We start from the raw sequence: 14,205 nt of genomic DNA on the forward strand, positions 1-14,205 counted from the left end.
GCGGGACAGGCGCCGGAGTTTCCTTAGGGCGTGGTCGTAGTGTTTCGGATTCCCGGCCGGGGGCCGGCCGTCGGAGAACACCGCGAGGGTCTTCACGCCGAGATCGACGCCGACCACCGCCTCCGGCCGCCTCGGCGTGGGGTCGCTGCGTTCGACCTCGACCGTGAACGAGACGTACCAGCGTCCGGCGTCCAGGCGCACGGTCGCGGACTTGATCCGCGCGGTGCCGTTCTCCATCCGGCGGGCCAGCTTGCGGGTGGATTCGTGCGTCTTGATCCGGCCGAGCACCGGCAGCACGACGTGCGTGCGCCCCTCCAGGCGGATGGCGCCGGTGGTGAACCGGCAGGACTTGACGGCCTTGTTCTTCGATTTGAAGCGCGGAAAGCCCATCGGACGGCCCCTGCGCCCGCCCCTCCTGGAGTCGGACCAGTTCTTCAGCCCCGTGGCGAGCTGCTCCAGACCGGTGATGTAGGCCTCTTTGGAGCACTGGGCCCACCACGGCGCTACATCGTCCTTGGCCTGGTTCCACGCCTTGCGCAGGGAGTACATCGACCAGCCGAACGATGGCGTCAGATCCTCGATGCCGTAGGACTTCTCCGCCTCCCGCTGGGACAGGTTCGCCTTCACCCGCGCGAGCGCCCAGTTGTAGGCCACCCGCGCCGCCCCGGCATGCCGCAGAAACGCACCGACCTGACGCCCAGTCGGGTCGAGCGCGAAGCGGTACGCCTGCGTCACGATCACCAGACGACCGTACCGCCCACCACCGGCAGCCAGGCGAAATGCCCGAAATATTGAGGAATTCTGATGAAATTGACAACAGTTGGCCATCCTCGACGGGGGAGGGGGCGCACCGCGACGGCGTACGGGGCGCCTGACAGCCGGGGAGCCGACGCCCGTACCGCCGAAGCCCCAACCGTCAACGCCCGTACCGCCGAGGGCCGCTAAGCCACCGCCTCCGCCGCCGCCCGGCCCGCCGTGCGCCCGGAGAACAGGCAGCCGCCGAGGAAGGTCCCCTCCAGGGAGCGGTAGCCGTGCACTCCCCCGCCGCCGAAGCCGGCCGCCTCGCCCGCCGCGTAGACGCCGGGCAGCGCCTCGCCGTCCGGGCGCAGCACCCGCGAGGACAGGTCGGTCTCCAGTCCGCCGAGCGACTTGCGGGTCAGGATGTTGAGCCGGACGGCGATCAGCGGGGCGGCGGCCGGGTCGAGGATGCGGTGCGGGGCGACGGTGCGCACGAGCTTGTCGCCGAGGTAGCGGCGGGCGCCCTGGATGGCGGTGATCTGGAGGTCCTTGGCGAAGGGGTTGGCCACCTGCCGGTCGCGGTCCTCGACGGTGCGGCGCAGTTCGTCCGGGTCGATCAGCGGTTCGCGGGTCTTGGCGTTCATGCCCCGGGCGAGGTCGGCGAGGTTGCCGGCGACCACGAAGTCGGGCCCGTGCCGCAGGTGCCCCTGGACCGGGCCGGGGGCGCCGGGCAGCGCCCGTCCGAGCACCCCGCGCACGGATTTTCCGGTGAGGTCGGGGTTCTGTTCGGAGCCGGAGAGGGTGAACTCCTTCTCGATGATGCGCTGGTTGAGCACGAACCAGGTGTGCTCGTGGCCGCTCGCCATGATGTGTTCGAGTGTGCCAAGGGTGTCGAAGCCGGGGAAGAGCGGGGCGGGCAGTCGCCGGCCGCGGGCGTCCAGCCAGAGCGAGGAGGGGCCGGGCAGGATGCGGATGCCGTGCCGGGCCCAGATCGGGTCCCAGTTCTCGATGCCCTCGGTGTAGTGCCACATCCGGTCGCCGTTGATCAGGTTGCCGCCCGCCCGCCCGGTGATCTCCAGCATCAGGCCGTCGACGTGCGCGGGCACCCCGGAGAGCAGCTTGGCGGGCGGGGTGCCGAGCCGGGCGGGCCAGGCCTTGCGGACCAGGTCGTGGTTGCCGCCGATGCCGCCGGAGGTGACGACCACGGCCTGGGCGCGCAGTTCGAAGCTCCCGGCGACCTCGCGCGAGCTGGCCTCGCCGCGGCCCGCCGGGCTGGGGACCAGCACCTCGCCGGTAACGGTGTCGGTGGTGCCCGCGGTGGCGGTCAGCCCGGTGACCCGGTGCCGGAAGCGCAGGTCGACCAGCCCGCGGGCGGCGGCGGAGCGGACCCGCCGGACGAAGGGGGCGAGCAGCCCGGGCCCGGTGCCCCAGGTGATGTGGAAGCGCGGCACCGAGTTGCCGGGCCCGTCGGCGAGGAAGCCGCCGCGCTCGGCCCAGCCGACCACCGGGAAGAACCGCACGCCCATGCCGTGCAGCCAGGAGCGTTTCTCGCCGGCCGCGAAGTCGACGTAGGCCTCGGCCCAGCGGCGCGGCCAGGCGTCCTCGGGCCGGTCGAAGCCGGCGGTGCCGAGCCAGTCCTGACGGGCGAGCGCGTGCGAGTCGCGGATGCGCATCCGGCGCTGCTCGGGCGAGTCGACCAGGAAGAGGCCGCCGAAGGACCAGTGCGCCTGGCCGCCGAGCGAGGCGGCGGGTTCCTGGTCGAGCAGGATCACCTTCTGTCCGGCGTCGGCGAGTTCGGCGGTGGCGGCGAGGCCGGCGAGTCCCGCTCCGATGACGATGACGTCGGCGTCCAGGGCCATTGCGCAGTCCTCCGTCGCGGCTGTCGGTGTGCGCCGATAGTGCGGCCTGGGGTGACGCCCGGTCAACCGGTCGGTAACAAGCGCCGGCATGAATTCCGCTCCACCCCGTTTCGGAAATATCTCCGATACGCGGTGGAGCGGAATTCGAAATGTCACCCAGTGCCATCTGACGGAATTTCCGGAATTTCCGCCGGAACGATGGACGTGCGCGAAACCTGGCAGTAACTTACCTGCGAGTAGCTGTGGCCCGGCTCGGCACGACCCCCACCCGTCGTTTCTCTCCCCCAGGAGGAACCGTGCTCCGCCCTGCCCGGAATTCCCGGCGACTCCGCAATTCCACCGCGCTCGCCGCGGTCGCCCTCGGCGCCGCCCTCGCGCTCACCTCCACCACCGCCCAGGCCGCCACCGCGGCGCCGAAGCACTACGTGGCCCTCGGCGACTCCTACGCCGCCGGCGCCGGGGTGCCCGGCCAGTCGGCCGGACTGTGCCTGCGCTCCGACCACAACTACGGCCACCTGGTCGCCGCCGCGCTCAAGGCCGGCGCGTACACCGACGTCACCTGCGCGGCCGCCAAGGTCAAGGCGATGACGCAGCCGCAGTACGACGCCTTCATCCGCGTCAATGACCCGCAGCTGGACTCGGTGACCGGCGACACCGACCTGGTCACCCTCGGCATCGGCGGCAACGACCTCGCCTCCAGCGACCTCGGTCTCGGCGAACTGGTCGCCACCTGCATCGCCGGCGCGGTGGTCAACCCGCTCGGCACGCCCTGCAAGGACGTCTACCACCACGGCTACTGGGACTGGAACACCTGGTCCTGGCAGTACGGCAACGACGACCTGGCCGAGCGGATCACCACCACGATCGCCCCGCAGATCGCCACCACCCTGCAGCAGATCCACGCCAAGGCCCCCAAGGCCAAGGTGCTGCTGGTCGGTTACCCGTCCGTGCTGCCCGCCGACGGCTCGACGTGCGTCCTGCGCCAGCCGGTGACGCCGGGCGACGTCGAGTACATGTACGGCGTGCTCAACAAGCTGAACGCCGCCCTCAAGTCCACGGCGGCGGCGGGCGGCGCGACGTACGTGGACACCGCGACGCCGACCCTCGGGCACGACGTCTGCTCGGACGACCGCTGGATCGAGGGCGCGCTGCCCGGCTCGCCCGCCGTGCCGTTCCACCCGAACGCGACCGGCGAGAAGGTGATGGCGGACGCGGTGCTCGCCGCCCTGCGGTAGCGGTCCGTCCCGCACGCCCCGAAAAGCCCCGAGGGGCCGGTGACCAGACCCCGGTCACCGGCCCCCCGGATTCGTGGAGGGCGCTTTCCCGCCGGTCACTCCGACTCGGCCGCGGCCAGCCCCGCCGACCACTTCTCCTCGACCTTGCCGAACTTCCAGAACGCGATCGCGCCGATCCAGGTCAGCACGAACAGGCCGACGATCGCGTAGCCGACGAAGTTGAGGTCCAGCGCGCCGATCCAGGCGATCGGGCCGCTGGTGATGTCCAGCTTCTCGCCGATCAGACCGATCAGCTCGATCAGGCCGATGACCAGCGCGACCAGCACCGACAGACCGGTGACGGTCAGGTTGTAGTAGATCTTGCGGACCGGCTTGGAGAACGCCCACTCGTAGGCGAAGTTCATGAACGAGCCGTCGATGGTGTCCAGCAGGCTCATCCCGGCCGCGAACAGGATCGGCAGGGTCAGCAGGGCGTACCAGGGCAGCGAGAACGCCGCCGCGCCGCCCGCCAGCACCAGCAGCGACACCTCGGTGGCGGTGTCGAAGCCCAGGCCGAACAGCAGGCCCACCGGGTACATGTGCCAGGACTTGGTGACCGCCCGGGTGACCTTGCCGAGGATCCGGTTCATCAGCCCGCGCCGCTCCAACTGGCGCTCCAGCTCGGCCTCGTCGTACTCGCCCTCGCGCATCCGGCGGAACACCTTGAGGATGCCGTTGAACGCGCCCAGGTTGATCAGGCCGAGCAGCAGCAGGAAGGAGCCGGAGACGGCGGTGCCGATCAGACCGGTCATCCGGTGCAGGGTCGAGTCGTCCGCCTCCACCTGGTCGGCGAGCGAGCGGATGCCGAAGGCGAGCAGCGCGCAGAGGCCGAAGACGATCGAGGAGTGCCCCAGCGAGAACCAGAAGCCGACCGACAGCGGCCGCTTGCCCTGGCCCATCAGCTTGCGGGTGGTGTTGTCGATCGCCGCGATGTGGTCCGCGTCGAAGGCGTGCCGCATGCCGAGGGTGTAGGCGGTCAGGCCCATGCCCGCGCCGAAGACCTGGCCGCCGACGTCGTAGTGCTCCGGCGCGACCAGCGCCAGCAGGGTGAACCAGCCGACCACGTGCAGCGCCAGGATGAAGCCGCCCATCCCGGCCAGGCGCATCCACTCCTCACGGGTGAGCCGGTCGCGCCATCTGACGGGCGGGGCACCTGCGTCGGCGCTGGACATCCTGGGGTCCTTTCGGGTGCTGCGGGCGAAGCTGGGCCATCCTTCCCCCTTGGGGCGAGTAGTTGCAAGTCATACGCAATTACGGCTCGGTCTCCGCCCCGCTCCTCAACGCCACCGCCCGACCGAGCCAGGCACAGCCACTTCGCCCAGCTCGTCAGGAAATCCACCGCTTCCTCCCCTAGGGTCGGAATGCCGACAGCCCGCGGCGCGACCCCGTACGCGCCGCGGGCCGCTCGGCGCTCACCGGCCCGGTACCCGATGGGAGCGGCCATGCCGTCGTACCCCTTCCACACCACCCGCGAGGACGTCCGCATCCCGCTGCCCGACGGCACCCAGTTGGCGGCCCGGCTGTGGCGCCCGGTCAGCGACGAGCCCGTCCCGGCCCTGCTGGAGTACTCGGCCGGCCGCCTCTCCGACCGCACCGCCGCCGAGGACGCCCGCCGCCACCCCTGGTACGCCGGCCACGGCTACGCCACCGTCCGGGTCGACACCCGGGGCCACGGCAACTCCGGCGGCCTGCCCGCCGAACCCGACGGCGAGCAGGAACTCACCGACGGCACCGCCGTCGTCGACTGGCTCGCCCGCCGCCCCTGGTGCAACGGCCGGGTCGGCCTGCTCGGCGTCGGCGCGGCCGCCACCACCGCGCTGCGGCTCGCCGCCCGCACCCCGAACACCGTCGGCGCGGTGGTCGTCGGCTGCCCCGAGGGCGGCCACCGGCTCGGCGGCGCCGTCCTCGCCGCCGACCTGCACACCCGGCTCACCGCCCTGATCGCCGACGCCGCCCTCCCACCGGACCCCCGGCACACCGGCGACGCCTGGCGGCCCGGCTGGCTGGCCCGGCTGGAGTCGCTGGAACCCCCGGTCGACGCCTGGCTCGCCGCCGGGGACACCACCGTGCCGGTCTCCGTCCCGGTGTTCGCGGTCGCCGGCTGGGGCGACCCGTCCTGCTCCTTCGTGCTGCGCCTGCTGGCCGAGTCCCCCACCGCGCACGCCCTGCTCGGCCCCTGGCCGCACGGCCTGCCCGAGGCCGCCCTGCCCGAGACCCTGCGCTGGTGGGACCACTGGCTGCGCGGCGTCGACACCGGCGCCCTCAAGGAACCGGCCCTGCGCAGCTGGATCAGCACCCGCTGGACCGGCGCGGACAGCTGGCCCTCCCCCGACGTCCGGGAGATCCACTACGACCTGGACGGCCAGCTGCGCACCGCCGGCACCGCCTCCGACGACCGCTACGTCCACGTCCGCTCCCCGCAGCACACCGGCCTCAACGCCGGCGCCTACGTCCCGCACGGCCGCCCCGCCGACCAACCACCGGACCAGCGCGAGGAGGACGGCCGCTCGGTCTGCTTCGACTCCCTGCCGCTGCCCGAGCCGATCGAGCTGCTCGGCGCCCCGACGGCACGGCTGCGGCTTCGGCCGCGCGAGGACGGCGGGTCCGTCCAGGTCGTGGCCCGGCTCTGCACGGTCGGCCCGGACGGCACCTCGCAGCTGCTCACCCGGGGCGTGCTGACCGCCACCGGGCCGGACGCCGAGGTCGAGCTCGCCGCCTGCGCGGCCACCGTTGCGGCCGGACACCGGCTGCGACTCGCCCTCTCCTCCGTCTACTGGCCGTGGGTGTGGCCGTCCGCCGACGACACCGGGTACGCCCTCGACCCGTCCCGCTCCACCCTCGGCCTGCCCGTGCGCCACCTCGCCGCGGACGCCGGCGTCGCGCCCGTCACCTTCGGGGCGCCCTCGCTGCCCGACCCGCTGGACATCCACCTCACCGAGCCGCTCACCGCCCGGCCCGAGCACGTCACCATCCACGACATCGGCCGCCACGAGTGGCGCATCGAGCTCTCCCCCGCCACCGACGGCACCCGCACCCACCCCGACGGGCTGGTCCGCGACGAGCACACCGTCACCGCGTACCGCGTGCTCACCGGCGCCCCGCTCAGCGCCCAGGCCCGTACGGACCACACGGTGCGGCTGGAACGGCCGGACATCGGCTGGGACGTCACCGTCCAGACCCGCACCCAACTGCGGTGCGACGCCGGGCACTTCATCAGCATCGTGCAGCTGCGGGCGCTGGAGGCGGGGTCAGTGGTGTTCGCCCGGGAGTGGCAGCACCGGGTGCCGCGGTAGGACCGGGAACATCTCAAAGGTATTCTTATATGCTTGCCTCGATGCTCGAATCTGGCTTATAACTGGCCCATGAAGACCCTCGGACTGATCGGCGGCATGAGCTGGGAATCCACCGCCGAGTACTACCGCCTGCTGAACGAGCTCACCCGGGACCGGCTGGGCGGGCTGCACTCCGCCCAACTGGTGCTCTACTCGGTGGACTTCGCCGAGATCGAGCAGTTGCAGGCGGCGGGGCGATGGGAGGAGGCCGGCTCGATCCTGGCCGGCGCGGCGCGCTCACTGGAGGCGGCGGGCGCGGACCTGCTGCTGATCTGCACCAACACCATGCACAAGGTCGCCGACCAGGTCGCGGCGGCGGTCTCCGTGCCGCTGCTGCACCTGGCCGATGCCACGGCGGCAGCCGTCCGGGCGGCGGGCGTTCGGCGGGTGGGGCTGCTGGGGACGGCGTTCACGATGGAACAGGACTTCTACCGGGGGCGGTTGGCCTCCGGCGGACTGGACGTCCTGGTGCCGGAGGCGGATTCGCGCGCCCTGGTCCACCGGGTGATCTACCAGGAGCTGTGCGTCGGGGAGGTCCGGGAGGAGTCCCGGGCGGCCTACCGGCGGGTGATCGAGGAGCTGGTGGCGGCCGGGGCGGAGGGGATCGTCCTCGGCTGCACCGAGATCGAACTCCTGGTCCGGGCCGAGGACAGCCCGGTCCCGGTGTTCCCCACCGCTCGTCTGCATGCGGAGGCTGCCGTGGCAGCGGCACTTGACGGCCGGTGAGGAGAAAACGGGCTTGCGCCAGGGGCCGTCCAGGCTGCAGGATCTCCCTCGACCGCGACACCGAACGAGGAGGTGAGACCCCCATGAACGCTGTATCGATGTGGGTGCTCCCCCTCTCCGTCACGGTCGGGCGATAGACATAGCTGTCCGCCGGGAGCCCCTGAACACGTTTGGGCATCCCCGAAAGGCAACACGCTATGTACTCTCTCCAGTTCACCTCTGACTCGCCCTCGAACGGCATCCGCGAACGTGGCTTCACCCTGGGCGACGTCCCCGGCGTCCTCTGGTCGCCGGCCTCCGCCGCGGCCGACCGCGCACCCCTGGTCCTGATGGCCCACGGCGGCGGCAACCACAAGAAGCACCCGGCCATGTCCGGCCGCGCCCGACTCCTCGTGACCGGCTGCGGCTTCCACGTCGCCGTCCTCGACGCACCCGGCCACGGCGACCGGCCGCGAACGGCACACGACGAGGCCGAAATCGCCGAGCTGTTCCGGGCCCGGGCGGCCGGCGAACCGGAAGGCCCGATCGTCGTCCGCTACAACGACCACCTCGCCGACCTCGCCGTACCCGAGTACCGGGCCGCCCTGGACGCCCTCCAGGAGCTGCCGGAGATCGGCGCCGACGGGCCGGTCGGCTTCTGGGGAATCAACATGGGCACCGCGATCGGACTGCCGTTCGTGGCCACCGAACCCCGGATCACCGCCGCGGTCTTCGGCCAGCACTGGCCCGACACCCTGGCCGAGAAGGCCAAGCGGATCACCATCCCGATCGAGTACGACATGCAGTGGGACGACGAGCACATCACCCGTGAGGCCGGCCTCGCACTGTTCGACGCCTTCGCCTCGAAGGAGAAGTCGCTGCATGTGAACTCGGGCAAGCACAAGGAACTCCCCCGCTTCGAGGCCGACAGCGCCGCCCGCTTCTTCGCCCGCCACCTGCCGCGGAGCAGCTGACTCACCCTCGGCGCCCGGCTCCCACGGCCGGGCGCCGGCCGCTTCACATGCGCCTCGTCACCCATGGCGTCGGCGGTCGCACAGCAGGCCGGACACCTCAGGCACTCCCCTGCGAGAACGCCCCCACCGCGGTCAGCACCCCCACCAGCAGCGTCATCGCCACGGCGAACGCCCCACCCGCCCGCAACACCGACGCCCGCGGGCTCGTCCCGTCACCGCGCGCCAGCAGCCCCGCCCCGATGCCGACGAGTACCGAGACCAGCGCCGCGATGACCATCATCGCGATGCGCATTCCGACCGTCAGGCCCACTGCGCCAACTCCTCTGTGCAGCCGGGCATCTGTCCGGCGTCTTGTCCGATAGCCTCGGACAGTAGAGGCCGGAAAGCGGTACCGTCAAACACATCAACATGCATGCTGTACAGGCATTTTGACGGTGAGCTGTTAGTTGTTCTATCCAGCTCTAAGCAGAACAGAACGCTCAGAAAAGAGGAGTAACCAGAACTATGGGGCGCCATCTACCACCCCTCCCCACCGGGAGCCCGCTCGCCGAGTTCGCGGCCGCCCTGCGGGCCCTCCGCGACCGGGCACCCGTCACGGCGGCCACGGTGGAGGAGTTGGTGACGTCCCATGGCATCGCCGCCTCCACGGTCTACGCCGCCCTCAACGGCAAGCGCCTGCCCAGCCGCAAGACGCTGGCGAAGATCGTCGCCGCCTGGGGAGGAGACGAGTCGGAGTGGATGGCGCGCCGGAGCCTCACCGAGGACGCACTGCACACAGAGGCAAACGTCAGCTACACGACGAACGAAAGGCACCTCGACGCAGCCATACAACAGGCGCTGAGCGAGCTTGAGCTGCTCACCGTCGAGCATCCCGCCGGCCCACTACTCGCGCGGGACAGAGCGCGTTCCGTCCTCGGGTTCGCAGCGACCCTGAAAGTCCTGCGAGCCTCCGCGGGGAACACCGCACTGCGGGAGCTCGAGTTCCTGAGCGGGGTCAGCCGCTCATCCCTGTCGGAGATCCTCTCCGGCCATCGGATCCCATCGGTCGAACTCGGCAACAGGATCGTCACAGCGCTTGAAGCGGAAGCCCTCAGGTCCGGCGCCCATGCTGATTCAATCGACTACCTGGCCCGAATGGCAATGAGGCACCTGATCCACAACCAGCGGTGACGTCGAACAATCCTGGCGGGGGTTATGCACAGGGAAGCTCCGTACTGGAACACCAATGTGGCCCGCCACCCCGGGATCCTGCGGGCGGTGCCGCCCGGGTGCCGGGCGGCACTGGACGTGGGGTGCGGGGACGGGCTGTTGGCGGCGCGGCTGGCGCGGCGGTGCGGGCGGGTGGTCGGAGTGGACCTCTCCGGTGAGATGGTCGCGCGGGCGCGGGCCGCCTACCCCGAACCCACCTTTCTGGAGGGGGACTTCCTCACCCTCGACCTGCCGGGCGAGGGCTTCGACTTCGTCTGCTCGGTCACCGCCGTGCACCACATGGACTTCGAGGCCGCCCTCACCCGGATGCGGGAACTACTGTGCCCCGGCGGGGCCCTGGTGGTGGTCGGCCTGGCACGGGAGGAGTCGACGGCGGAGTGGGCCCGGCGGATCGCGGCCGCGCCGCTGGTGCGGGCGGTGAAGGCGGTGCGGCGGGCGAGCGAACCGGAGGGCATGCCGATGGCCGCGCCGGGGATGAGCTACCGAGAGGTGCGGGAGATTTCCGGGCGGGTGCTGCCCGGGGCTCGCTACCGGTGGCACGTGTTGCGGCGCTACTCGCTGACCTGGACCAAGCCCTGAGCGCCCTGTCAGTGGCGCCTGGGACAGTTCGGCTGTGACCTGCGATGTGTGCGACCACGAGATGCGGCCGGTGCCGGTGTCGGAACCTCGGCCGGACTGGGCCCTCCCGGTGAAGGAGAGGTGGTTCTGCGCCTGGTGCTACGCGTGGACCGAGTTCGGGCACGACGCCCAGGAGGTCTCACGTCCGCGCTACGAGCCGCCCCAGTGGCGCTGGGAGCGGGCCGAGTCGGAGCACCTGCCCGCCGATGTCGCCCATGCCTACGGGTACTTCGGCAGCACCCTGTGCGGCATCCGGCAGGAGGGCATGCACGCCTCCCCGTACTACTGGCTGCCGGGCCGGGACAACGCCTGCACGGCCTGCAAGGAGGCCGCAGTCGTCATCGACCAGCGCTGGCCGACGGACCCGCAGGGCGAGAAGCGCCAGCGGCCGCAGGTCACTCCCCCGCCCGGCTCCGACTGGCCGCCCTTCTAGGGCGCGAACGGACACGAACGGCCGTCACCGGGCACCCGGAGGAACGCGGGGCGCGGCAACCCGAGGGCATCCGGCCATGGTGACTTTCTCCCCTTCCTGAAAGACGGGGCCTCCTGCGGGCTCATACCGGTCATTCCGGTGCACCGCAGCATGCCCCGGGGCAACTCCCCCCGCCGATCCGCCAAGACCGCTCCGCCCTCGATCAATCATTCTCAGGAACACTCCAGAAATGCCAACATCGACTTATTTTCGAACATGCAGGGTCCTACTGTCCGATCATGCGCTGGGGTGAGTCCGCAACGCCGCGTACAGGAGAGCAAGGGGTCGGGCGTGGAAGACACAACGAGCAGAGCATCGACGTCCGAACCGCCCCGCCAACCGGATGACGGAGCCACGGCAAGCGGAAACGGACTTACCGCGGACACTCCGGACAGTGCACCGAAGGACGGCGAGGAGGAACGGTTCCGCGGCCTGCTGGAGGCCGCCCCGGACGCCATGGTCATCGTCGACGACACCGGCACCATCACCCTCGTCAACGCCCAGACCGAGGCCCTCTTCGGCTACCGCCGCGACGAACTCCTCGGCCACCCCGTCGAACTCCTCGTCCCCCACCGCTTCCGCACCCACCACGCCCACCACCGCGACGCCTACGCCGCCAACCGCCAGGTCCGCCCCATGGGCGCCGGACTCGAACTCCACGGCCTGCGCAAGGACGGCACCGAATTCCCCGTCGAGATCAGCCTCAGCCCCCTCGAAACCACCGACGGCCTGCTCTTCTCCGCCGCCGTCCGCGACGTCAGCGACCGCAAGGCCGCCGAACAGCGCTTCCGCGCCCTGCTGGAGGCCGCCCCGGACGCCATGGTCATCGTCGACGACACCGGCACCATCACCCTCGTCAACGCCCAGACCGAGGCCCTCTTCGGCTACCGCCGCGACGAACTCCTCGGCCACCCCGTCGAACTCCTCGTCCCCCACCGCTTCCGCACCCACCACGCCCACCACCGCGACGCCTACGCCGCCAACCGCCAGGTCCGCCCCATGGGCGCCGGACTCGAACTCCACGGCCTGCGCAAGGACGGCACCGAATTCCCCGTCGAGATCAGCCTCAGCCCCCTCGAAACCACCGACGGCCTGCTCTTCTCCGCCGCCGTCCGCGACGTCAGCGACCGCAAGGCCGCCGAGGCGCGCATCACCGAGCTGGCCGCCCTCGTCGAGTCCTCGCAGGACGCGATCCTCGCCAAGACCCTCGACGGGCGCATCACCTACTGGAACGCCGCGGCCCAACGGCTCTACGGCTACACCACCGGCGAGGTCATCGGACGCCCCATCACCATGCTCGCCCCGGCCGCCCGCCGGGCCGAGATCGCGACCCTGCTGCAGCGGCTGCGCAAGGGGGAGAAGGTCGAGCACTTCGAGACCCTGCGCCTCACCCGCTCCGGGAAACTGCTCGACGTCGACGTCACCCTGTGGCCCACCCGCACCGCCGACGGAACCGTGGTCGGCGCGTGCGCCATCGTCCGGGACATCAGCGACCGCAAACGGGCAGAGGCCGAACTGACCGCGCTGTACGAGCAGCAGCGGCACATCGCCCTCACCCTCCAGCGCAGCCTGATGGGCACCCCGCCTGCGATCGCCGGGCTGGCCACCGCCAGCCGGTACCTGCCGGCCACCCAGGGGGCGGGCGTCGGCGGCGACTGGTTCGACCTCATCCCGCTCGGCGCCGGACGGGTCGGCGTGCTGATCGGCGATGTCATGGGCCGCGGCCTGGAGGCTGCCTCCGCGATGGGACAGATGCGCTCCGCCGCCCACGCGCTGGCCAAGACCGGCATGCCACCGCGCCGCCTGATGCAGGCCCTGGACGCCATGGTCACCGACCTGGACCTCCCGGAGCAGCTCGTCACCTGCTGCTACCTGGTCATCGCCCCGGACAGCGGCGAGGTCATCGTCTGCTCCGCCGGGCACCTGCCGGTGCTCGTCGCCGTCCCCGGCGAGGCCTTCCGCCCCCTGCCCACCCTGGTGAGCGCACCGCTCGGCGTCGGCGGCATCCCGCACCAGCAGACCCGCACGGCCATGCCCCCGGGCTCCACGCTCGTCCTGTACACCGACGGGCTGATCGAGACCCCCGGCGGTGACATCGAGTCGGCGGTCACCGATCTGGTCGGCGCCCTGGACCGGGCGTTCGCCACCGGCGCCGACCTGGAGAACGCCGCCGACCGCGTCATCGCCGGACTACTGCCCGACCCGCACCGGCACAACGACGACGTCACCCTGCTGCTGGCCCGAATGCCCGAACCGCCCCTCGCCACCGCCGCCACCGACCTGCCGGACGCCCCGGCCGCCGTGCGCGAGGGCCGGGCCTTCCTCGGCAAGGCGCTCGCCGGCTGGGGATTCGACCACCGAACGGACGATGTGATCCTCCTGCTGTCCGAACTGGTCACCAACTCCGTCCGACACGCCCACGGCCCCATCGGGCTGCGGCTGCGCCGCACCGCGACCGCCTTCACCGTGGAGGTCAGCGACGGCAGCTCGCAACTCCCGCAGCCGCGCCCGGCCACCGGCGAGGAGGAGTCCGGGCGTGGTCTCGCCCTCGTCGACGCCCTCGCCGACGAATGGGGCGTGCGGCCCGACGACGACGGCAAGACCACCTGGTTCACGATGCGCCTTTGACCGCTCCTCGGGCGATCAGCTCGGGCAGTCGGCGCGCGTCCTCGAAGATGTCGTCATGGTGGACGGCACTTTGAGCAACCTCTGGGTCGAAGAGGTCACCGACGTAGAAATCTACGGAGCGAAGTTCGACGCAATCAGGGCCGACACCCTCGGTTTCGACGACTCGCTCGCCATCATCACTGACCAGAGAGACAAGCTCACATGACGCTCCACCCCAACGCAGCTTCCCTGAAGCTCACCTGGCGCAAGTCCTCACGCAGTTCGACTTCGGGCTCCTCTGATCGCCACTGAGCGGTGGGGCGGCCCCGCCCGGGGGGGGGACCGCGACCGCCCCACCGGCCCCCCCCACCACACCACACTAGCCCCGCGGCCCCCCCCCCCCCCCCGCCGCCCCCC

At 71.4% G+C, this 14,205-nt stretch carries 13 protein-coding genes; 9 read left to right on the forward strand and 4 right to left on the reverse strand.

What is annotated here, in order from left to right; genetic code table 11:
* The coding region (gene tnpB, locus ACFVWU_RS41820; protein ID WP_387631279.1) for an IS607 family element RNA-guided endonuclease TnpB at positions 1-741 on the reverse strand (741 nt) is incomplete at its 3' end.
* A gap of 200 nt (positions 742-941) precedes the next feature.
* Positions 942-2,597 (reverse strand): FAD-binding dehydrogenase, encoded by a 1,656-nt coding sequence (locus tag ACFVWU_RS41825; RefSeq protein WP_387631281.1) that lies wholly within the window; start codon positions 2,595-2,597, stop codon positions 942-944.
* Positions 2,598-2,893: 296 nt separating this feature from the next.
* Between ACFVWU_RS41825 and ACFVWU_RS41830 the strand changes: the two genes are divergently transcribed.
* Positions 2,894-3,832 (forward strand): SGNH/GDSL hydrolase family protein, encoded by a 939-nt coding sequence (locus tag ACFVWU_RS41830; RefSeq protein ID WP_387631282.1) that lies wholly within the window; start codon positions 2,894-2,896, stop codon positions 3,830-3,832.
* A 95-nt stretch (positions 3,833-3,927) separates the two neighbouring features.
* Here ACFVWU_RS41830 and ACFVWU_RS41835 read toward each other — a convergent pair whose 3' ends face one another.
* Positions 3,928-5,043, reverse strand: coding sequence for a HoxN/HupN/NixA family nickel/cobalt transporter (locus tag ACFVWU_RS41835; protein ID WP_387631287.1), 1,116 nt, complete (start codon positions 5,041-5,043; stop codon positions 3,928-3,930).
* Positions 5,044-5,313: 270 nt separating this feature from the next.
* Here ACFVWU_RS41835 and ACFVWU_RS41840 point away from each other — a divergent pair, with 270 nt between their 5' ends.
* The 3 genes from ACFVWU_RS41840 to ACFVWU_RS41850 all read left to right on the forward strand — a co-directional run bounded on the left by ACFVWU_RS41840 (position 5,314) and on the right by ACFVWU_RS41850 (position 8,882).
* Positions 5,314-7,164 (forward strand): CocE/NonD family hydrolase, encoded by a 1,851-nt coding sequence (locus ACFVWU_RS41840; RefSeq protein WP_387631290.1) that lies wholly within the window; start codon positions 5,314-5,316, stop codon positions 7,162-7,164.
* Between the two features lie 69 nt (positions 7,165-7,233).
* Positions 7,234-7,929 (forward strand): aspartate/glutamate racemase family protein, encoded by a 696-nt coding sequence (locus tag ACFVWU_RS41845; RefSeq protein ID WP_387631292.1) that lies wholly within the window; start codon positions 7,234-7,236, stop codon positions 7,927-7,929.
* Between the two features lie 197 nt (positions 7,930-8,126).
* On the forward strand, positions 8,127-8,882 hold the full coding sequence (locus ACFVWU_RS41850; RefSeq protein ID WP_387631294.1) for an alpha/beta hydrolase: 756 nt from the start codon (positions 8,127-8,129) through the stop codon (positions 8,880-8,882).
* Between the two features lie 97 nt (positions 8,883-8,979).
* Here the strand turns inward: ACFVWU_RS41850 and ACFVWU_RS41855 are convergent, their stop codons facing one another.
* Entirely contained in the window at positions 8,980-9,192 is a 213-nt protein-coding gene (locus ACFVWU_RS41855) for a hypothetical protein (protein ID WP_387631297.1), read from the reverse strand.
* Positions 9,193-9,500: 308 nt separating this feature from the next.
* On the opposite strand from ACFVWU_RS41855, the gene ACFVWU_RS41860 reads away from it, so the two are divergent.
* From ACFVWU_RS41860 to ACFVWU_RS41880, 5 genes are all read left to right on the forward strand, one after another.
* On the forward strand, positions 9,501-10,052 hold the full coding sequence (locus ACFVWU_RS41860) for a helix-turn-helix domain-containing protein (RefSeq protein ID WP_387631299.1): 552 nt from the start codon (positions 9,501-9,503) through the stop codon (positions 10,050-10,052).
* 24 nt (positions 10,053-10,076) lie between these two features.
* Positions 10,077-10,670, forward strand: coding sequence for a class I SAM-dependent methyltransferase (locus ACFVWU_RS41865; protein ID WP_387631301.1), 594 nt, complete (start codon positions 10,077-10,079; stop codon positions 10,668-10,670).
* 34 nt (positions 10,671-10,704) lie between these two features.
* Positions 10,705-11,142: a hypothetical protein gene (locus tag ACFVWU_RS41870; RefSeq protein WP_387631303.1), complete on the forward strand. Its 438-nt coding sequence runs from the start codon at positions 10,705-10,707 to the stop codon at positions 11,140-11,142.
* A gap of 330 nt (positions 11,143-11,472) precedes the next feature.
* Positions 11,473-13,809 carry a PAS domain S-box protein gene (locus ACFVWU_RS41875; RefSeq protein ID WP_387631306.1) on the forward strand — a complete coding sequence of 779 codons (2,337 nt, stop codon included), beginning with the start codon at positions 11,473-11,475 and terminating at the stop codon, positions 13,807-13,809.
* Positions 13,810-13,864: 55 nt separating this feature from the next.
* Complete coding sequence (locus ACFVWU_RS41880; protein WP_387631308.1) at positions 13,865-14,014, forward strand: hypothetical protein; 150 nt, start codon at positions 13,865-13,867, stop codon at positions 14,012-14,014.
* The last annotated feature ends 191 nt before the right edge of the window (positions 14,015-14,205 follow it).

The sequence above is a fragment of the Kitasatospora sp. NPDC058190 genome (genome assembly GCF_042883685.1).
In the GTDB taxonomy this organism is placed as follows: domain Bacteria; phylum Actinomycetota; class Actinomycetes; order Streptomycetales; family Streptomycetaceae; genus Kitasatospora.

Coding starts and splice junctions, on each gene's coding strand:
- ACFVWU_RS41825 (WP_387631281.1), bottom strand. CDS start 2,597: ATGGCCCTGGACGCCGACGTCATCGTCATCGGAGCGGGACTCGCCGGC.
- ACFVWU_RS41835 (WP_387631287.1), bottom strand. CDS start 5,043: ATGTCCAGCGCCGACGCAGGTGCCCCGCCCGTCAGATGGCGCGACCGG.
- ACFVWU_RS41840 (WP_387631290.1), top strand. CDS start 5,314: ATGCCGTCGTACCCCTTCCACACCACCCGCGAGGACGTCCGCATCCCG.
- ACFVWU_RS41845 (WP_387631292.1), top strand. CDS start 7,234: ATGAAGACCCTCGGACTGATCGGCGGCATGAGCTGGGAATCCACCGCC.
- ACFVWU_RS41850 (WP_387631294.1), top strand. CDS start 8,127: ATGTACTCTCTCCAGTTCACCTCTGACTCGCCCTCGAACGGCATCCGC.
- ACFVWU_RS41865 (WP_387631301.1), top strand. CDS start 10,077: ATGCACAGGGAAGCTCCGTACTGGAACACCAATGTGGCCCGCCACCCC.
- ACFVWU_RS41880 (WP_387631308.1), top strand. CDS start 13,865: ATGGTGGACGGCACTTTGAGCAACCTCTGGGTCGAAGAGGTCACCGAC.